Source organism: Stenotrophomonas sp. SRS1 (assembly GCF_026130205.1).
Taxonomy (GTDB): domain Bacteria; phylum Pseudomonadota; class Gammaproteobacteria; order Xanthomonadales; family Xanthomonadaceae; genus Stenotrophomonas; species Stenotrophomonas rhizophila_B.
Genome location: NZ_JAINFD010000002.1, coordinates 176,646 through 195,499, shown reverse-complemented (window position 1 = coordinate 195,499; position 18,854 = coordinate 176,646). Strand labels below are relative to the sequence as shown.

18 protein-coding genes are annotated in these 18,854 nt (G+C 68.8%); 14 read left to right on the top strand and 4 right to left on the bottom strand.

Annotation, left to right across the window (positions count from 1 at the left end; genetic code table 11):
- The first annotated feature begins 42 nt into the window (after positions 1-42).
- The 6 genes from K4043_RS06630 to K4043_RS06605 are packed head-to-tail and all read left to right on the top strand — an operon-like array spanning position 43 to position 7,267.
- Positions 43-1,200: an SIS domain-containing protein gene (locus K4043_RS06630; protein WP_265308668.1), complete on the top strand. Its 1,158-nt coding sequence runs from the start codon at positions 43-45 to the stop codon at positions 1,198-1,200.
- A gap of 6 nt (positions 1,201-1,206) precedes the next feature.
- Entirely contained in the window at positions 1,207-2,133 is a 927-nt protein-coding gene (locus K4043_RS06625; RefSeq protein ID WP_265308667.1) for an ROK family protein, read from the top strand.
- Between the two features lie 23 nt (positions 2,134-2,156).
- Positions 2,157-3,485, top strand: coding sequence for a D-tagatose-bisphosphate aldolase, class II, non-catalytic subunit (locus K4043_RS06620; RefSeq protein WP_265308666.1), 1,329 nt, complete (start codon positions 2,157-2,159; stop codon positions 3,483-3,485).
- 34 nt (positions 3,486-3,519) lie between these two features.
- On the top strand, positions 3,520-4,296 hold the full coding sequence (locus tag K4043_RS06615; protein ID WP_265308665.1) for a DeoR family transcriptional regulator: 777 nt from the start codon (positions 3,520-3,522) through the stop codon (positions 4,294-4,296).
- A complete protein-coding gene (gene nagA, locus K4043_RS06610; RefSeq protein ID WP_265308664.1) occupies positions 4,293-5,408 on the top strand; it encodes an N-acetylglucosamine-6-phosphate deacetylase in 1,116 nt (371 codons plus the stop codon). Before K4043_RS06615 ends, nagA begins: the two co-directional genes overlap by 4 nt.
- Before the next feature lie 53 nt (positions 5,409-5,461).
- On the top strand, positions 5,462-7,267 hold the full coding sequence (locus K4043_RS06605; protein ID WP_265308662.1) for a sugar porter family MFS transporter: 1,806 nt from the start codon (positions 5,462-5,464) through the stop codon (positions 7,265-7,267).
- Between the two features lie 24 nt (positions 7,268-7,291).
- Here the strand turns inward: K4043_RS06605 and K4043_RS06600 are convergent, their stop codons facing one another.
- On the bottom strand, positions 7,292-7,792 hold the full coding sequence (locus K4043_RS06600; protein WP_265308661.1) for a hypothetical protein: 501 nt from the start codon (positions 7,790-7,792) through the stop codon (positions 7,292-7,294).
- 82 nt (positions 7,793-7,874) lie between these two features.
- Complete coding sequence (locus K4043_RS06595) at positions 7,875-8,588, bottom strand: ComF family protein (protein ID WP_265308660.1); 714 nt, start codon at positions 8,586-8,588, stop codon at positions 7,875-7,877.
- Positions 8,589-8,658: 70 nt separating this feature from the next.
- Between K4043_RS06595 and bioB the strand changes: the two genes are divergently transcribed.
- From bioB to bioC, 5 genes are all read left to right on the top strand, one after another.
- Positions 8,659-9,693 carry a biotin synthase BioB gene (gene bioB / locus K4043_RS06590; RefSeq protein ID WP_265308659.1) on the top strand — a complete coding sequence of 345 codons (1,035 nt, stop codon included), beginning with the start codon at positions 8,659-8,661 and terminating at the stop codon, positions 9,691-9,693.
- 62 nt (positions 9,694-9,755) lie between these two features.
- Entirely contained in the window at positions 9,756-10,967 is a 1,212-nt protein-coding gene (gene bioF / locus K4043_RS06585; protein WP_123730833.1) for an 8-amino-7-oxononanoate synthase, read from the top strand.
- Between the two features lie 16 nt (positions 10,968-10,983).
- Positions 10,984-11,745 (top strand): pimeloyl-ACP methyl ester esterase BioH, encoded by a 762-nt coding sequence (gene bioH / locus K4043_RS06580; RefSeq protein WP_265308658.1) that lies wholly within the window; start codon positions 10,984-10,986, stop codon positions 11,743-11,745.
- 60 nt (positions 11,746-11,805) lie between these two features.
- Positions 11,806-12,588 carry an SDR family oxidoreductase gene (locus K4043_RS06575; RefSeq protein ID WP_265308657.1) on the top strand — a complete coding sequence of 261 codons (783 nt, stop codon included), beginning with the start codon at positions 11,806-11,808 and terminating at the stop codon, positions 12,586-12,588.
- 37 nt (positions 12,589-12,625) lie between these two features.
- A complete protein-coding gene (gene bioC / locus K4043_RS06570; protein WP_265308656.1) occupies positions 12,626-13,510 on the top strand; it encodes a malonyl-ACP O-methyltransferase BioC in 885 nt (294 codons plus the stop codon).
- Positions 13,511-13,551: 41 nt separating this feature from the next.
- On the opposite strand, the gene K4043_RS06565 is transcribed toward bioC, so the two are convergent.
- Entirely contained in the window at positions 13,552-14,163 is a 612-nt protein-coding gene (locus tag K4043_RS06565) for a YdcF family protein (protein ID WP_123729896.1), read from the bottom strand.
- Positions 14,148-15,107, bottom strand: coding sequence for a pyridoxal-phosphate dependent enzyme (locus tag K4043_RS06560; protein ID WP_265308655.1), 960 nt, complete (start codon positions 15,105-15,107; stop codon positions 14,148-14,150). The genes K4043_RS06565 and K4043_RS06560 overlap by 16 nt, the downstream gene beginning before the upstream one ends.
- Positions 15,108-15,255: 148 nt before the next feature.
- On the opposite strand from K4043_RS06560, the gene K4043_RS06555 reads away from it, so the two are divergent.
- The 3 genes from K4043_RS06555 to K4043_RS06545 all read left to right on the top strand — a co-directional run bounded on the left by K4043_RS06555 (position 15,256) and on the right by K4043_RS06545 (position 18,769).
- Complete coding sequence (locus K4043_RS06555; protein WP_259262023.1) at positions 15,256-15,786, top strand: hypothetical protein; 531 nt, start codon at positions 15,256-15,258, stop codon at positions 15,784-15,786.
- Between the two features lie 492 nt (positions 15,787-16,278).
- Positions 16,279-18,168, top strand: coding sequence for a tRNA uridine-5-carboxymethylaminomethyl(34) synthesis enzyme MnmG (gene mnmG, locus K4043_RS06550; RefSeq protein WP_265308654.1), 1,890 nt, complete (start codon positions 16,279-16,281; stop codon positions 18,166-18,168).
- A gap of 70 nt (positions 18,169-18,238) precedes the next feature.
- Positions 18,239-18,769, top strand: a complete 531-nt coding sequence (locus tag K4043_RS06545) for a gamma carbonic anhydrase family protein (protein WP_123729892.1) — start codon at positions 18,239-18,241, stop codon at positions 18,767-18,769.
- The last annotated feature ends 85 nt before the right edge of the window (positions 18,770-18,854 follow it).

Genomic DNA, 18,854 nt, shown 5'->3' with positions numbered 1-18,854 from the left:
AAAGAAAACGCAGAAGGTGCGGTCGCCCAACAGGAATTGCGAATGGACGCTTCTCTGCTCCCTGATTTGCCCACGTGGCAGCGCCTCGGTGGCGCCAATACCGCCGAAGAAATCGCCCAGCAGCCCCGCGTGTGGGCTGCGCTGGCCAGCCTGCTGGAGGCCGCGCAGGCGCGCGTCGATGGCTTCCTCGGGCAGGCCCTGCGCGATCCCAACCAGTTGGTGATCTTCACCGGCGCCGGCAGCTCGGGCTTCATCGCCGAGATGGTGGCCGACCAGATCAATGCGCAGTGGCCTGCCGAGGTCCGCGCCGTGCATACCACCAGCCTGCTGACCCATCCGGCGCTGTACCTGCGCCGCGACCGCCCCACCCTGCTGGTGTCATTCGGGCGCAGCGGCTCCAGCCCGGAGAGCGTGGCCGCGGTGGATCTGGTCCGCGACCAGGTGGAGCACGCGCGCTTCGTGGATATCACCTGCAATGCCGAGGGCGAACTCGCCACGCGTGGCCACGGCCGCAGCGATACGTTGTCGCTGCTGATGCCACCGGCCAGCTGTGATCGCGCCTTCGCCATGACCAGCAGCCTGAGCTGCATGCTGCTGGCCGCGCTGAGTGCGTTCGACAGCGCCCCGTGGGAAGCGCGGCTGGAGCGTCTTCGCACGTTGGCCAGCCATGGCGAGCGTGCGCTGGATGCCTGGGATGCCGCGGTGGTCACCCTCGCCCAGGCGCCGTATTCGCGCGTCATCTATCTCGGCAGCGGCCCACTCGAAGCGGTCGCCCGCGAGGCCGCGCTGAAGGTGCTCGAACTCACCGCCGGCCGCGTGCTGGCGCTGGCCAATACGCCGCTGGGGTTCCGCCATGGGCCCAAGTCCACCCTCAACGGCGAGACCCTGGTGGTGATGCTGCGCAGCGCGCAGCCACTGGCCCGCCGCTACGAGCAGGACCTGTTGAACGAACTGCGCCGCGATGGCATCGCCGGGCGGGTGCTGTCGATCGGGTCGGACGACGCGGACCGCGCCGACGGCGATTTCGTGCTCGATGCGCCCGCGCTGCCCGATCCGTGGCTGGCCCCGCTGTGGCTGCTGGTGCCGCAGTGCTATGCGCTGCAGCGTTCGGCCGCGCTCGGCATGACCCCGGACAATCCCTTCCCCGACGGCACGGTCAACCGTGTGGTGCAGGGCGTGACCATCCACCCCCACGGCTGAGCACGCATGCAGACCTGGTACGGGATCGACATCGGCGGCACCAAGATCGAACTGGTCGCGTGCGACGCCACGTTGAGGGTGCACCACCGCCAACGCGTGGCGACGCCGACCCGCGACTACGCCGCGTTCCTGCAGGTGATCGTCGATCTGGTCGACGCGGCCGATGCCGCACTCGGCCAGCGCGGCGTGGGGGTCGGCATCGGCCTGCCCGGCGTGCGTGATCGCGTCAGCGGCCGCCAGCTCAGTGCCAACGTGCCCAGCCTGACCGGGCAGACCGTCGGTGCGGACCTGCAGGCACGCCTGCAGCGCCCGCTGGAGCTGGGCAATGACCTGCAGTGTTTTGCTTTGTCCGAAGCCCATGACGGCGCCGCCGCCGGCTACCCCAGCATGTTCGGGGCAATCCTCGGCACGGGGGCAGGCGGTGGCTTCTGCGTCGGCGGCCGGCTGATCGCCGGTCACAACGGCATCGCCGGCGAGTGGGGCCACTGGAGCCTGCCGGCCACGCTGCAGCAGCGCCACGATCTGCCCGTGCTGGACTGCGGCTGCGGCCTGCGCGGCTGCCTGGAGCGTTACGTGTCCGGCAGCGGCCTGGCGATGATCCATGAACGCCGTGGCGGCGACGCGCTGGATGCCGCCGAGGTGGTCGCACGCGCCCAGGCCGGTGATGCCATCGCGCAGCAGGCCCTGATCATCCACCGCGACCTGCTCGGCTACAGCTTCGCCAGCCTGATCCTTGCGCTGGACCCACACGTGATCGTGCTCGGCGGCGGGCTCTCCAAGCTGGAACAGCTCTACCGCGACCTCCCGGCCGCGATCGCGCCCTACCTGTTCGACGGCGTACGCGTGCCGCCGATCCTGCCGCCCACCTTCGGCGATGCAGGCGGTGCGCGGGGCGCCGCCCTGCTCGCGCGCCAGCACCACCCTTCCCCCTGAACACCGCTGTTACTGGAGTTGCCATGTCCGCCGTCCAATCGTTGATCGCCGCCCACCGCCAGGGCCACCCCGTCGGGCTGTACAGCGTCTGCTGCAGCAACGCGCAGGTGTTGCTGGCGGCGATGCAGGTCGCGCAGCGCTACGACACCCTGCTGCTGATCGAGGCGACCTCCAACCAGGTCGATCAGTTCGGCGGTTACACCGGCATGACCCCGCCGCAGTACCGCGACTACGTGCTGCAGCTGGCGCGCGATGCCGGCTTCCCGACCGAGCGGCTGGTGCTCGGTGGCGACCACCTCGGTCCCAACGCCTGGCAGAAGGGCCCGGCAGACGCCGCAATGGCAAACGCGCGCGAACTGATCGCCGCCTATGTCGCCGCCGGTTTCCACAAGATCCACCTGGACTGCAGCATGTCCTGCGCCGATGACCCGACCCCGTTGCCGGATGCCATCGTCGCGGCGCGCTCGGCCGAGCTGGCGCGCATCGCCGAGCGCACGGCCGCCGAGCACGGGCTGCCGCCACCGGTCTACGTGATCGGCACCGAGGTACCGATTCCCGGCGGTGAAGCCTCGCTGGCCGGCGGCCTGCAGGTGACCACGCCGGCGGCCGCAGCGACCACCCTGGCAATTCACCGTGAGGCGTTCTCCGCCCCGGACCTGCTGCCGGCCTGGGAGCGCGTGATCGCGATGGTCGTCCAGCCCGGCGTGGATTTCGACCACAGCAGCGTGCACTACTACGATCCGGCCGCCGCCGCCGACCTCTCGGCCTTCGTCGAACGGCAGCCGGGCATCGTGTTCGAAGCGCACTCCACCGATTACCAGACCGAAGCCGGTCTGCACGCGCTGGTCCGCGATCACTTCGCGATCCTGAAAGTCGGCCCGGCGGCGACCTACGCCTTCCGCGAGGCGGTGTTCGCGCTGGCGATGATCGAGCGCGAACTGCTGCCCGCCGCGCAATGCTCGCATCTGATCGAGGTACTGGACCGCTGCATGGTCGACGCACCGGGCAGCTGGCGCAGCTACTACCAGGGTGACGAGCACGAACTGCGCCTGCTGCGCGCGTATTCGCTCAGTGACCGCAGCCGCTATTACTGGGGCGAGCCGGCGGTACAGGCGGCACTGGACACGCTGGTCGCCAATCTCACCGCGCACGCGCCGCCGCAGATGCTGCTCAGCCAGTTCATGCCCGAACAGCTCAAGGCGATCGAGGCCGGTGAGCTGCGGCCGGCGCCGTTGGCGCTGATCCAGAACAAGGTGGCGCTGCGCCTGGCCGAGTATGCCCGGGCCTGCAATCGCAACCGCTCAGGGGCGGATAACGAAACCCGGCAGGCCAAGGAGCTTTCGGAACGGTAAGCTTCGGCTTTCCCTTTCGAACGGAATCGCCCCCATGCGAAACACCCGGCAGCGCCGCCAACAGATCCTCCAGACCCTGGTCGAGCACGGCAACGTGCAGGTCAGTGAGCTGGTGGCGCGCTTTGCGGTCTCGGCGGTCACCATCCGCGCCGACCTGACCCACATCGAATCGCAAGGGCTGGCCACGCGCACCCACGGGGGCGCGACGCTGGTGCGCACGCCGCCGCAGGAACAGGACATCCATGAAAAGGACGCCCTGAACCTGCCGATGAAGGACCGCATCGGCATCGAGGCGGCCAAGCTGGTCAAGGCCGGCGACAACATCATCATCGACTCCGGCTCGACCACGATGACCCTGGCGCGGCACCTGCGCGGGCATCGCGACGTCACGGTGATGACCAACGGGCTCAACATCGCCTGGGAGCTGGCCAACGCGCCCGGCGTGGAGCTGCTGCTCACCGGCGGGCTGCTGCGCAAGCAGTCGCTCTCGCTGCATGGCAGCCAGGCTGAGGCGAGCCTCAACACGTACAGTTTCGACACCCTGTTCCTGGGCGTGGATGGCCTGGACCTGCAGTTCGGCCTGACCACCCACCATGAGGCCGAAGCCAGCCTCAACCACCGCATGGTCGAGCGCGCGCGCCGCATCGTGGTGCTGACCGACGCCTCCAAGTTCGGCCGGGTCAGCCTGCACCGCATCGCACGGCTGGACCAGGTCCATACCATCATCACCGACGGCAGCATCGAGCCCGAGCACCTGGAAGGGCTCCAGCGGCTGGGCGTCGAAGTGATCATCGCCGAGTCCCCGCCTTGACCGAGTCCCGCTCCCTGCACGGCCGCCTGCTCACCGACACCGGTTGGGTCCGCGGCGATCTCCATTTCGATCAACGCATCACCGCGATCGATACCGCGCACGCCGATCCGCGCGTCGACGATGAGGTGCCGCTGATCCTGCCCGGCTTCATCGACCTGCATGTGCATGGCGGCGCCGGGGTGGACATCATGCAGGGCGGCACGACCGCGCAGACGGTGGCACGTGCGCATGCCCGGCACGGCACCACCGCGCTGCTGGGCACCACCATGACCGCGCAGGAGGACGACATCACCCGCGCGCTCCGGGGCCTTTCCGCTGCGATCGCCACGCGCGAACCCGGCATGGCCCGCGTGCTGGGCGTGCACCTGGAAGGCCCCTTCATCAGTGCGCAGCGCCTGGGCGCGCAGCCACCGCTGGTGGTCGAGGCCACGCTGGCCGACGTGCAGCGCCTGCATGCGATCGCACCGATCAAGGTGCTTACCCTTGCGCCGGAGATCGGCCAGCACCTCGCGCTGATTCCCGCGCTGAGCGCGCTCGGCATCCGCGTGCAGCTCGGTCACAGTGCCGGCAGCTACGAAGACGGCGTGGCCGCATTGAACGCCGGTGCGGCCGGCTTCACCCATCTGTTCAACGGCATGACCGGCGTGGATCACTATCACCCGGGCATCGCGACCGCTGCACTGGCGCATGCGCAGTACGCCGAACTCATTCCCGATCTGCAGCACGTGCATCCCGGCGCGATCCGCACCGCCCTGCGCGCGATCCCGCGTTTGTACTGCGTCACCGATGCGACCGCCGCCACCGGCATGCCCGATGGCGAGTACGCGCTTGGCGTACAGCGCGTGCACAAATGCCTGGGCTGCGTGCGCTTGTCGAGCGGCTCGCTGGCCGGCAGTGCGCTGACCATGGACAAGGCGCTGCGCAACCTGGTCTCGCTCGGCCTGGACATCGCCGATGCCTCCCACCGGCTGTCGCGCTACCCGGCTGACTACCTCGGCATCGACGACCGCGGGCGCATCGCGACCGGTGCCTGGGCGGACCTGGTGGTGCTCGACCACGACCTGCGCGTGCGTGGCGTGGTGGTGGAAGGCGATGACATCGCGCTCGACTGAGCGTTGACCCCCGCGCCGCCATGGCGCACGCACTTGCAGACAGGACCGGCACGATGAACGACGTTTCCGCAGCCATGCCCGTGCACGCAGGCGCCTCCGCGCCACGCTGGCCGGTACGCTATCTGTTGTTCATCGGCGGCATGGGGGGGCTGCTCTACGGCATCGACATCGGCATCATCGCCGGCGCCCTGCCCTATCTGGAGGCCACCGCCACCGCGAGCTGGCACCTGACCAGCCAGCAGTTGGGTTTCGTGGTGGCCGCGGTGCTGCTGGGCAGTGTGCTGTCTTCACTGTTCGCCGGGATGGTCGCCGACCTGATCGGCCGCCGTGGCGCGATGCTGCTGGCCGGCGTGCTGTTTACCGCGAGCATTCCGGTGATGGCCCTGTCCGACGGCTATGGCGCGCTGTTGATGGGGCGCCTGCTGCAGGGCATCAGCGGCGGCCTGATCGGCGTGGTGGTGCCGCTGTATCTGGCCGAAGTGCTCAGCCCGGAACGACGTGGGCGTGGGGCGGCGATGTTCCAGCTGCTGCTGACCATCGGCCTGGTGTTGGCCGCGGTGATCGGGCTGTACCACGCGCATGCCGTGGATGCCGCGACCGCCGCGGTGCGCCATCTGCCCGGCGCGGAGCAGCAGCGCCTGCTGTTCGACGTCAAGGATCATGCCTGGCGCACCATTTTCTGGAGCTGTCTGCTGCCAGGCCTGGTGTTCACCGGGGGCGTGCTGCTGATCAGTGAATCCCCGCGCTGGCTGGTGCGCCGCGGCCGCATCGATAAAGCGCGCCACGCCCTGCAGCGTACCGTCGCCGCGGACGACGTGGAGCCGACCCTGCAGCGCATGCAGGCGCCGGACGAGCTCCAGATCGGCCGCAACGGCAAGCGCGACCCGCTGCTCAGCCGCCGCTACGTGTGGCCGTTCGTGCTGGCCTGCCTGGTGCTGGCCTTCACCCAGGCCACCGGCATCAACTCGGTGCTGGCCTACGCAGTCAACATCCTCAACCAGGCCGGCCTGCCCGGCTCGGTGGCCAACGGCGCCGATGTGGCGATCAAGCTGCTCAACGCGGTGATGACCGTCGTCGCGCTGGTGCTGGTGGACCGCAAGGGGCGCAAGTTCCTGCTGATGTTGGGCAGTGGTGGCATCACGCTGTCGCTGCTGGCCGCTGCACTGTTGTTCGTGCAGAGCGAGCGCGGGCGGCTGGATGTGCAGGCCGCGCTGCAGCAGCAGGTGAGCGGCACCACCCTGTCGCTGCCGCTGGATGCCGCGCAATGGCAGCGGCTGGATGGCAACGCCGGCACCGCACCGCAGCAGCTGACCGTGTCGTATGCCTACGGCGGCTTCAGCAACGTGCGCTCACTGCGCAGCGACAACCCGATCGATGCCACGCTGCAGATCCGCCGCGAGGACGCGGTCTCGGCCGACAGCGTGATCGGCCGCTTCTTCCGCACGCTCCACCTCAACCCGTTCCCGGACCCGGCGCAGGCCGCCAACGCGCCGCTGGTGATCGAACGTGCGGTGATCGGCCCGGTGCCCTCGCCCACCCACGGCTGGCTGGTCGCCGGCTGCATTCTGCTGTTCGTCGCGTTCTTCGCGGTGGGCCCGGGCGTGTGCGTGTGGCTGGCGCTGTCCGAGCTGATGCCCACCCGCATCCGCTCCAACGGCATGAGCATCGCGCTGCTGATCAACCAGTTCGTCTCCACCGTGATCGCCGCGATCTTCCTGCCCACGGTCGGCCATCACGGCTATGCCAGCATGTTCTTCTTCTGGGCCGGCTGTACGTTGCTGTACTTCCTCATCGCTGCGTTCTGGCTGCCGGAGACCAAGGGCAAATCGCTGGAGCAGATCGAGGCGAGTTTCCGCTGAACGGTCCGCAGCCCGACATGGGGCTCAGGGAGCCTTGCCCGTGATCTCCGTATACAGCCGGTGCGCTTCTTCCGTGCTGTCCAGCCCGCTCACCTGCATGGACTGCGCGAAGGGGCCGGCGATGACGGCGACATTGAGGACCTCATCGCCGACGGTAAATGCCACACGCTTGGCTACGCGCGCTTCCGTGGCCGCGAGGATGCGCGGTGCGGCTGCATCGGTGAAGCGCAGGATCAGGGTCCCGTGGCCGGTGTGGCCGTCGGTCCCCAGGGCCACCGAGGCGATGTCGGCCGTCGTGATGAAAGCGGGCTCGATCAGGAACAGCGCGTTGCCGTCGCGGTCCTTGAGCATCGTGGCGCCGGGGCGCTTGGCATCCTCGGCCACCTCACGCATCTGGATACCCGCCTGCGCCAGCGGTGCGACGCCCGCCGGCGTCTCGATCGCCGCCGGTGCAGGAGGTGGCGGGGTGCAGCCGCTGAGGCCCGCCCCCAGTGCCATCGTCATGATCAACAGACTGCTGCGCATGCGTGTTTCTCCATGAGTAGATGACGTCAGTATCGCTGCTGTGAGCACTCAGCGCGGCGGCAACTACGCCAATCGGCTGCGCTTACGGCACCCGCGCACAAACCCAGACCTGCATCGGGCCGGCACCGGCATACTGCAGCGCGCGCAGGGCGGCATCGGTGGTGGCCCCGGTGGTCATCACATCGTCGACCACGGTCAGCCCGGCAGGTGGATGGCCGCGTACGGTGAATGCATCGCGCAGATTGCAGCGCCGGGCATCCGCGTCCAGATTCGATTGCGCTGCGGTTTCACGGGTGCGCTGCAGGCCCTGCCAGAGTGGACAGCACAGCCCGCGCGCCAGCGGCTTGCTCAGTTCCAGCGCCTGGTTGTAACCGCGCTGGCGCAACCGGCGGCGGTGCAGTGGCATCGGCTGCAGCGGCCCGGCCAGAAACGGCGGCACGCGCTGAAGCATCAGTTGTGAGAGCAGCCGGCCGGCGGCCAGGTCCTGGTGGAATTTGAACCGGATCAGCAACCGGTCGATCGGCGGCGCGTAGAGGAACGCGGCACTGGCCGCCGCCTGGCGGGGGTACTCGTCCACGCAGCGCTCGCAGTGATCCCCTGCTGCATCACCGGGGTCGTTCGCCGCCAGTGGCAGTGCGCATCGCCTGCAGGCGTGGTCATTCCAGGGCAGGTCGCGATGGCACGCGCGGCACAGGTCCATCCCGTCTTCGCCCGGGCACTCGCAGACCAGGCAGCGCAGCGGCAGGATCTGCCATCCAAGCCAACCGAGTACTCCGTAAACTTTCGAAAAGACCATATGGTTGACAGAAGAAGGCTGCCTCACCAGACTGCCGCCCTTTCGTTCCACTATCTGTCAGGACACTCCCATGGCTTCTGTCATCCGACACGACTGGCACCGCGAGGAGTTGCTGGCCCTGTTCGCGCTGCCGTTCCCGGACCTGCTGCACCGCGCGGCCAGCGTGCACCGCGAGCAGTTCGACCCGGCGGAAGTGCAGGTCTCGACCCTGCTCTCGGTCAAGACCGGCGGCTGCCCGGAAGACTGCGCTTACTGCCCGCAGGCGCAGCGCTACAGCACCGGGGTGGACGCACAGAAGCTGATGGCCACCGACGACGTGGTCGCCAAGGCCCGCCAGGCCAAGGCGGCGGGCGCCTCCCGGTTCTGCATGGGCGCGGCCTGGCGTTCGCCCAAGGACCGCGACATCCCCAAGGTGGCGGCGATGATCCGCGAGGTGAAAGCACTCGGCCTGGAGACCTGCGCCACGCTGGGCATGCTCAGCGGCGCGCAGGCCACCGCCCTGCGCGAGGCCGGGCTGGACTACTACAACCACAACCTGGATACCGCGCCGGACTACTACGATTCGATCATCCACACGCGCCAGTACCAGGACCGCCTGGACACGCTGGCGCACGTGCGCGATGCCGGGCTGAAGACCTGCTGCGGTGGCATCGTCGGCATGGGTGAGACGCGCGAACACCGCGCCGGCCTGCTGCTGGCGCTGGCCACCCTGCCGGCCCATCCGGATTCAGTACCGATCAACCGCCTGGTGCAGGTCGCCGGCACACCGTTGCACGGCACCGCCGAGCTGGACCCCTTCGAGTTCGTGCGGATGATCGCGGTGGCCCGCATCGTGATGCCACGGGCGATGGTGCGGCTCTCGGCCGGGCGCGAGGCGATGAGCGATGAGCTGCAGGCGCTGTGCTTCCTGGCCGGGGCCAATTCCATCTTCTACGGCGAAAAGCTGCTGACAACCGGCAACCCGGACACCGAACGCGATCTGGCCCTGTTCGCACGGCTGGGCCTGCGCCCGATGCCGGTCACGGTGGACGCCGCCGGGCACGACCACCCGGGCACGGTCCACGCCGACATCACCGCCGGCGGCAGCTGCGGGCAGGCGGCCTGAGCCCCGAGCAGCGGGCCCGGCAACCGGGTACGCTAACGGCCCACCCGGACCCCCTGATGACCATGGCCCGTCCTGACCTGCACGACCGCATCCAGGCCCAGCGCAAGCTCCGCGACGCGCAGGGGCGCCTTCGCGTGCGCCGCATGGTGAGCCGGCGCGATGGTGTGCAGCTGGAAGTGGACGGCCAATGGCTGACCAACTTCTGCAGCAATGACTATCTGGGTCTGTCGCAGCAGTTCGGCGTGGTCAGCGCATTGCAGGATGCCGCTGCGCGCGAAGGTGCCGGCGCGACCGCCTCGCACCTGATCTGCGGCCACCATGCCCTGCATGAAGCGCTCGAACAGGAGATGGCCGACTGGCTCGGCTATCCGCGGGCGCTGCTGTTCGGCAGTGGCTTTGCCGCCAACCTTGCCGTGCAGCAGGCGCTGCTCAGCGAAGAAGACGATGTCTGCGTGCAGGACCGGCTCAACCACGCCAGCCTGCTCGATGCCACGCGCCTGGCCGGTTGCCGCCTGCGTCGTTATCCGCATCTGGATACCGAAGGCGCGCTGCGCCAACTCAAGCACGCGCCCAACGGCGCGGCGATGCTGGCCACCGACGGCGTCTTCAGCATGGACGGTGACATCGCCCCGCTGCGGTCGTTGTCGCTGGTGGCGCGCATGCAGGAAGCGCTGCTGTACGTCGATGACGCGCACGGCATCGGCGTGGTCGGTGAACACGGCCGCGGCTGCGTGGCCGATGCGGGCCTGGGCGTCAATGATGTGCCGCTGCAGCTGGCCACGCTCGGCAAGGCGCTCGGCGGCAGCGGCGCGGTCGTGCTCGGTGACGAGGCGATGATCCAGCACCTGGCCGAAACCGCGCGCCCCTACATCTACACCACCGCCGTACCACCGGCGCAGGCGGCCGCCGCCCTGGCCGCGGTGAAGCTGGCGCGCCGCGACGACTGGCGCCGCGAAAAGCTCACCGAACTGATCGGCATCTTCCGCACCGGTGCGCGCCAGCACGGCCTGGAATTGATGCCGTCCGATACCCCGATCCAGCCGTTGCTGTGCGGCGCCGAGTCGACGGTGATGGGCATGTCGGCCGCGCTGGAAGCCGCCGGTTTCCTGGTCAGCGCGATCCGGCCGCCGACCGTACCGGAGGGCAAGGCGCGCCTGCGGGTGACACTGTCGGCGCTGCACGCACCCGCACAGGTCCGCGCCCTGGTCGATGCGATCGCGCATGCCCGCGATACCGTGGTGCAGCAGCAAGCACTGAGCGCGCTGACCGCGTGACACCGCAGCGTTGAGCATGCATATCGAGGTCATCGGCCAGGGCCCGGCGCTGGTTCTCATCCACGGCTGGGCCCTGCACGGCGGCGTGTTCGCACCGTTGGTGGAGCGCCTGTCGGCGCACTTCCAGCTGCACCTGGTGGACCTGCCCGGCCACGGCGCCAGCCGCGATGACACCACGCCGCTGCGCCTGCCGCATGTGGTCAACGCCATTGCCGCGGCCACGCCGCCGGCGGTCTGGTGCGGCTGGTCGCTCGGGGGTCTGTTCGCGCTGCATGCTGCCGCGACCCTGCCCCAGGTGCGTGCGCTGGCGATGATCGCCGCCACGCCGCGTTTCGTGCGCGGCGAGGACTGGCCGCATGCGGTGGAACCGGCGGTGTTCGAGCAGTTTGGCCAGGATCTCGCGCAGGACTACCGCGGCACGCTGGAACGCTTCCTCGCGCTGGATGCGATGGGCTCCGAACACGCCCGTCAGGAACTGCGCACGCTGCGCGAGATGCTGGTCGCACGCGGCGAGCCCGCCCCTCGTGCGTTGCAGGAAGGCCTGCGCCTGCTGGAAAACACCGATCTGCGCGGCGCCTTGGCCCAGCTGGGCAAGCCCAGTCTGTGGCTGGCCGGCCAGCGGGACCGGCTGGTCTCGGCGCGGGCCATGCAGGCTGCTGCCGCGCTGGCGCCGGGCGCGCAGGCGCATGTGATCGCCCAGGGCGGGCATGCCCCCTTCCTCGGCCATACCGATGAGGTGGCCGCGCAGCTGCAACACTTTGTTGCCGCGCAGCCTTGACCTGTTCCGGCCGCGCATCACCGATCATGTACGCCTGCCTTTCCCCACAGGACTGACCCCATGGATCTTGGAATCGCCGGCCGCTGGGCCCTGGTCTGCGCCGCCAGCAAAGGCCTCGGGCTGGGCTGTGCACGCGCACTCGCCCGCGAAGGCGTCAACGTGGTGATCGCCGCGCGCGGTCAAGCCGACCTGGAACACGCCGTACTCGAACTGCAGGCCCTGCCGGGCGCACGCCGGGTGATCGGCGTGGTTGCCGACATCACCGCCCCGGAGGGACGTGCCGCCGCGCTGGCCGCCTGCCCGCAGGTCGACATTCTGGTCAACAACGCGGGGGGCCCGCCGGCGGGCGATTTCCGCCAGTTCACCCGCGAAGACTGGATCGCCGCACTGGATGCCAACATGCTGGCTCCGATCGAGCTGATCCGCGCCACGGTGGATGGCATGATCGAGCGTGGCTTCGGCCGCGTGGTCAACATCACCTCCTCCTCGGTGAAGGCCCCGATCGACATCCTCGGGCTGTCCAACGGCGCACGCTCCGGGCTGACCGGGTTCGTGGCCGGGCTGGCACGCAGGACCGTCGCCCACAATGTCACCCTCAACAATCTGCTGCCGGGCCAGTTCGATACCGATCGTCTGCGCGGCAACTTCGCGTATCTGGCGCAGCAGCAGGGCATCGATGCCGGCCAGCTCGCCGAGCGCAAACGCACGCATATTCCCGCCGGCCGCTTTGGCACCGCCGATGAGTTCGGTGCCGCCTGCGCCTTCCTGTGCAGCGCACAGGCCGGCTACATCACCGGGCAGAACCTGCTGATCGATGGCGGCGCCTACCCGGGCACCTTCTGAGTCCACCCGCACCACCGTTTTGAGCCGTGAGTACCCCATGACGTCCAGCTTCGATCCCCATCACGTCCGCCGCGCCTTCTCGCGCGCCGCCAGCAGTTACGACGCCGCCGCCGCGCTGCAGCGCGAGGTGGAAAAGCGCCTGCTCGAATCGCTGGACTACCTGGAAAACCGCCAGCCGCAGGTGGTGCTCGATGTCGGCAGCGGCACCGGCCATGCCAGCGCGCTCATGAAGAAGCGCTGGCCGAAGGCACAGGTGATCGCGCTGGATCTGGCCCAGCCGATGCTGCGTGAGGCGAAGAAGCAGGCCGGCTGGTGGAAGCCGTTCTCGCGCGTGTGCGGCGATGCGCAGGCGTTGCCGGTGCTGGACCAGAGCGTGGATGTGATCTTCAGCAACCTGTGCCTGCAGTGGGTGGAGGACCTGCCGGCGGTGTTCGCCGGGTTCCGCCGCGCGCTCAAGCCCGGCGGCCTGCTGCTGGTCTCCACGTTCGGGCCGGAGACGCTGATCGAACTGCGCGATGCGTTCGCCGCGGCCGACGACGTGCCGCATGTCAGCCGCTTCGCCCCGATCGCACAGTTCGGCGATGCGCTGATGATGTCCGGTTTCCGCGATCCGGTCCTGGACCGCGACCTGTTCACCCTGACCTACGACGACCTGACCGCGCTGATGCGCGAGCTGAAGGCGATCGGCGCCACCAACGCGCGCCAGGACCGCCGCCATACGCTGACCGGGCGCGGGCGCTTCGATGCCGCGCGCGCAGCCTACGAGCCGCTGCGGCGCGCAGACGGCAAGCTGCCCAGCAGCTGGGAAGTGATCTACGCACACGCGTGGGCGCCGGAAGGCGGCGCACCGATCCGCGAGCGGGGGCACGATGTCGCCACGGTGCCGGTCTCGGCGATTCCGATCCGCCGCAAAACGCCCTGAGCCGAACGCGCTGATCGCGTCCAGCCGACCAACGGTCGGCTCTACGACGGGAACAGATCGCGGTGGAAGAAATAGATTTCCTGCGCCAGGAACCGCCAGCTGGTGTGGAAGCTGCGGAAGCGCGTGCTCGGCGTGGACGAGGCCAGCGCATCGATGCCCAGCTCGCGGCACAGGCGCAGCGCGCGGGCCATGTGCAGCGGGTCGCTGACGATGATCACGCGGTGCAGCTTGCGCTGCTCCATCAGGCGCCGCGCCTCGATCAGGTTCTGGCGCGTGGTGCGTGAGGCGGTCTCGATCAGGATCGCGTCATCGGGCACGCCCTGCTTGAGCGCGTAGCGACGTGCCACCTGCGATTCGGAGAAGCGCGCGCCGGTGCCACCGTAGCCACCGGTGAAGATCAGCAGCGGCGCATAGCCGTGCTGGTACAGATCCAGCCCGTGCCGGATGCGCTCTTCGAACACCGGCGACGGCTTGGCGTCATACGCCGCCGCGCCGAGCACGATGATCGCGTCAGCCTTCTGCGCCTGGTCGCGCTCGCCGATCCAGACGATCCACGCCGTGACCCCGAGCAGCCAGACCGCCAGCAGCACGCACAACCGCCACAGCCAGCCGAAGAACCCCACCCCTGTGCGTCGGCTCATGCCACCCCCCACGGGAGGGCATCAAGATCGACGTTGCCACCGGACAGCACCACGCCCACGCGTTTGCCGGCAAAGCGTTCCGGTTCGGCGAAGATCGCCGCCAGCGCGATCGCCGACGAGGGTTCGACCACCTGCTTGAGCACCTGCCAGATCACCCGCATCGCCGCGACGGTATCGGCGTCGGCCACGGTGATCACCTGCGATGCACCGTGCAACAGCGCAAAGTTGGGCGCGCCCAGCGTTCCGCGCAGGCCGTCGCAGAGGGTGTCGGGGGTGAAATCGATGCGCCGCTCGCCCGCGGCCAGCGAGCGCGCGGTATCGGCGGCACCCAGCGGCTCGGCCAGGATCAGGTCCACCCCGGGGGTCGCAGTCTGCAGCGCCAGCCGCGTGCCGGCGGCCAGGCCACCACCGCCGACCGGTACCACCATCACGTCCAGTCCGTCGGCGGCGTGCAGCAGTTCCAGCGCAGCCGTGCCTTGGCCGGCAATGACCCGGGGGTCGGTATAGGGGTGCACCAGGGTGGCCCCGGTTTCAGCCTGGACTTGGGCGCACATGGCTTCACGCGCGGCGATCGAGGCGTCGCAGCGCCACAGCGTGGCCCCGTGGCGGCCGATGTTGGCCAACTTGGCGGCCACGGCTCCCTCGGGCACCACCACATGACAGGCAATGCCGCGGGTACGCGCGGCCAGCGCCAACGCGGCGCCATGGTTGCCCGACGAGTGGGTGACCACCCCGCGCCGGGCCTGTTCCTCATCCAGCGCCCAGACCGCACTGCAGGCGCCGCGGAACTTGAAGGCCCCGCTGCGCTGCAGGTGTTCGGCTTTGAAGAAGACGGTCGCGCCGGTCATGGCATCGATCGTGCGCGAGCGCAGGACCGGGGTCACGCAGGCGTGCGCGGCAATGCGTGCCGCCGCCGCCAGCACGTCGTCAACACAGGGCAAGGGTGAATCGCTCATGACGCAAGATTAACGTATGCCCCGCATCCACACCCGCCTTGCTGAACATGTCAGCATGGCAACCATTCATTCGGACCGGGCCAAGTTAAGGGCCGATTCAATGCCATGGGCCGAAGCTGGCCATACAGCCCTTTGGGGGGACCCCATCATGAAAATGCGCCTTGTTCTTGCCGGTGGCCTGTTGTTGGCCCTGTCCGGCTGCGCGACGTACGACTATGTCGGCGGTGGCGGCGGTGGCAATGGCTACTACCACGGCGCACCCTCGGTCGAGTACCGCTACCCGGCTGGGTATCCCTATGGTTACGGCAGCGGCTACTACGGCGGCGGTGGCTATTACGGCTATGGCGGGTATGGCGGTGGCTACGGCTACCCGGTCTACCGTCCGTACCCGAACTATCGCCCGCCGCACAATCACCGCCCGCCGCCGCGCCCCGGCAACGGCAATGGCGGTCAGCCGACCCGTCCGCCGGATCGTCCGCGCCCCAACAACGGTGGCTCGCCGTGGCGGAACATGGATTCGGTGAGTGGTCCGCGCCGGCCGCAGCCGCAGCAACAGCAGCGCCCGTCGCCGCGGCCCCAGGCCCGGCCGGCCCAGGCACCACGCCCGGCGTCCCCGAGGATGAACGGTTCCCCGTGGCGGAATCTCAACAATGCGAACCAACGCACAGTTGAGCCCTGATATGGCTTGATTTTCACGCGCCCGGCGGTTCAATCTAGCCGGGCGGTGACGGCCACGGTCACAAAGTGCCAAAAGCGACAAGTGGCGTCACATTCGGTTCTATGTCGATATCCGCCAGGAACATCTGGATCCCCCCTGTTCCGGCCCTGTCGGATGTCGGCACCTATAACGCAGAAGGCCCCGCCAATGGCGGGGCCTTTTGTATCTGGCGCCCTTGAAACCAGCGCGGGACGGCAAAAAAACAGGGCCGGCAGTCCCCCGACTACCGGCCCTTCTGCTTCCCCACGATGCGCTTGGACCGGCCCCTGTTCCAATTCCGGTCCGTTACGCACAAGGCGCATGCCATCCTGGGTGCTATTGGGTTATCTGCAGAAAACGTGCCAACTTGAGGGTGGATTTCATGGCCCCCGACGAATGGCGCTAAAATCGCCACCCGCGCCCTGCCTCCAGGGCTGATCCGGGCCGTCCGGCCCCGTCCCGAGCTCCTCCGCCATGACTGACACCTTCTACCGTTACGACGTCATCGTCATCGGCGGCGGCCACGCCGGCACCGAGGCCGCGCTGGCGGCCGCACGCAGCGGTGCGCGCACCCTGCTGCTGACCCACAACGTGGAAACGATCGGCGCGATGAGCTGCAACCCGGCCATCGGCGGGATCGGCAAGGGCCATCTGGTCAAGGAGATCGATGCCCTGGGCGGCGCGATGGCGCATGCCGCCGACCGCGCCGGCATCCAGTGGCGCACGCTCAACGCCTCCAAAGGGCCGGCCGTGCGCGCCACGCGCTGCCAGGCCGACCGCAATCTGTACCGGATGGCGATCCGCCAGATCGTCGAAGCCCAGCCCAACCTGACGGTATTCCAAGCGGCGGTCGATGACCTGATCATCGAAGGCGATGCCGTGCGCGGTACGATCACCCAGACCGGGCTGCGCTTCAGCGCGGCGGCCGTGGTGCTCACCGCCGGCACCTTCCTGGCCGGCAAGATCCACGTGGGTGAGACCCAGTACGCCGCCGGCCGCATGGGCGACCCGCCGGCGACCACGCTGGCCGCGCGCCTGCGCGAGCGTCCGTTCGTGATCGACCGCCTCAAGACCGGCACCCCGCCGCGCATCGATGGCCGCTCGCTGGATTACACCGTGATGGAAGAACAGCCCGGCGACGATCCGCGCCCGGTGATGTCCTTCCTCGGCAGCGTGGACGAGCACCCGGCGCAGGTCAGCTGCTGGATCACCCACACCAGCGAGCGCACCCACGAGATCATCCGCAACGCGCTGCACCGCTCGCCGCTGTACAGCGGCCAGATCGAAGGCATCGGCCCGCGTTACTGCCCCTCCATCGAGGACAAGGTGGTGCGCTTCGCCGAAAAGGCCAGCCACCAGATCTTCGTCGAGCCTGAAGGGCTGGACGTGGTCGAGATCTATCCCAACGGCATCTCAACCTCGCTGCCCTTCGATGTGCAGCTGGAGCTGGTGCGCAGCATGCGCGGCTTCGAGAACGCGCACATCACCCGCCCCGGCTACGCGATCGAATACGACTTCTTCGATCCGCGCGGGCTGAAGAACACGCTGGAGACCAAGACCGTCAGCGGCCTGTTCTTTGCGGGCCAGATCAACGGCACCACCGGCTATGAAGAAGCCGCCGCGCAGGGCCTGCTGGCCGGGCTCAACGCCGCGCGCTTCACCCGTGACGACGCCGGCTGGTGCCCGCGCCGCGACGAGGCCTACCTGGGTGTCCTGGTCGACGACCTGATCACCCACGGCACCAACGAGCCGTATCGCATGTTCACCAGCCGCGCCGAATACCGGCTGCAGCTGCGCGAGGACAACGCCGATGTGCGCCTGACCGGCCTCGGCCGCGAGCTGGGCCTGGTCGACGACCGCCGCTGGAGCGCGTTCCAGACCAAGCAGGACGCGGTGACGCAGGAAACCGCACGGCTGCGTGCGCTGTGGGCCACGCCGTGCAATGCGCTGGGCCGCGAGGTGGAAGCTGCGCTGGGGGTGGCGGTCAGCCGCGAAACCAACGTACTGGATCTGATCAAGCGCCCGGAACTGGACTACGCCACGCTCATGCAGGTGCCGTCGCTCGGCCCGGCCGTGGCCGATGCCAAGGTGGCCGAGCAGGTCGAGATCGGGGTGAAGTACGCCGGCTACCTGGACCGCCAGCGCGACGAGATCGAGCGCCAGCAGCGTCACGAGAACACCGCCATCGCCGCCGATTTCGATTATGCCGGCGTGCGCGGTCTCTCGGCGGAAGTGCAGCAGAAGCTCGAGCGCGTGCGGCCGCAGACCCTCGGCCAAGCCCAGCGCATCCCCGGCATGACCCCGGCGGCGATCTCGCTGCTGCTGGTGCATCTGGAACGCGCGCGCCGCAGCCGCGTGGCGTAACGGAAAGAAAAAACGGCGCCCGGTATCATGACCACGCGCCCAGCAGGGCGCGTCATTGTCTGGAGTCCGCATGTCCCCGATCCGCCCCTTCCTTGACACGCTGCCGGTGCTCGGCGAACGCGTCTACATCGATCCGGCCTGCACGATCATCGGTGACGTGGTGCTGGGCGATGACGTCTCGGTGTGGCCGGGCACGGTGATCCGCGGCGATGTGAACCACGTGCGGATCGGCGCGCGCAGCAACATCCAGGACGGCACCATCATCCACGTCAGTCACCACAGCCCGTTCAACAAGGGCGGCTACCCGACGATCATCGGTGAGGGCGTCACCGTCGGCCACGGCACCATCATCCATGCCTGCACGATCGGCGATTACTGCCTGATCGGCATGGGGGCGTGCATTCTCGATGGCGCGACGGTGAACACGCACGGCTTCCTGGGCGCCGGCGCGGTGCTCGGCCCGGGCAAGGTGGTCGGCGAAGGCGAGCTGTGGCTGGGCAACCCGGCACGGCTGGCGCGCACGCTCAGCGACAAGGAGATCGAGTCGCTGCATTACTCGGCCGATCACTACGTGCGCCTCAAGGACCAGTACCGGGGTTGATTGCGGTAAAGTCCTCAGCCGACCAGGAAGCAGTCGAGAACCGCATGCCCCCGCTGGCAGACCGGAGAGGACTCCGGCCCCCCTC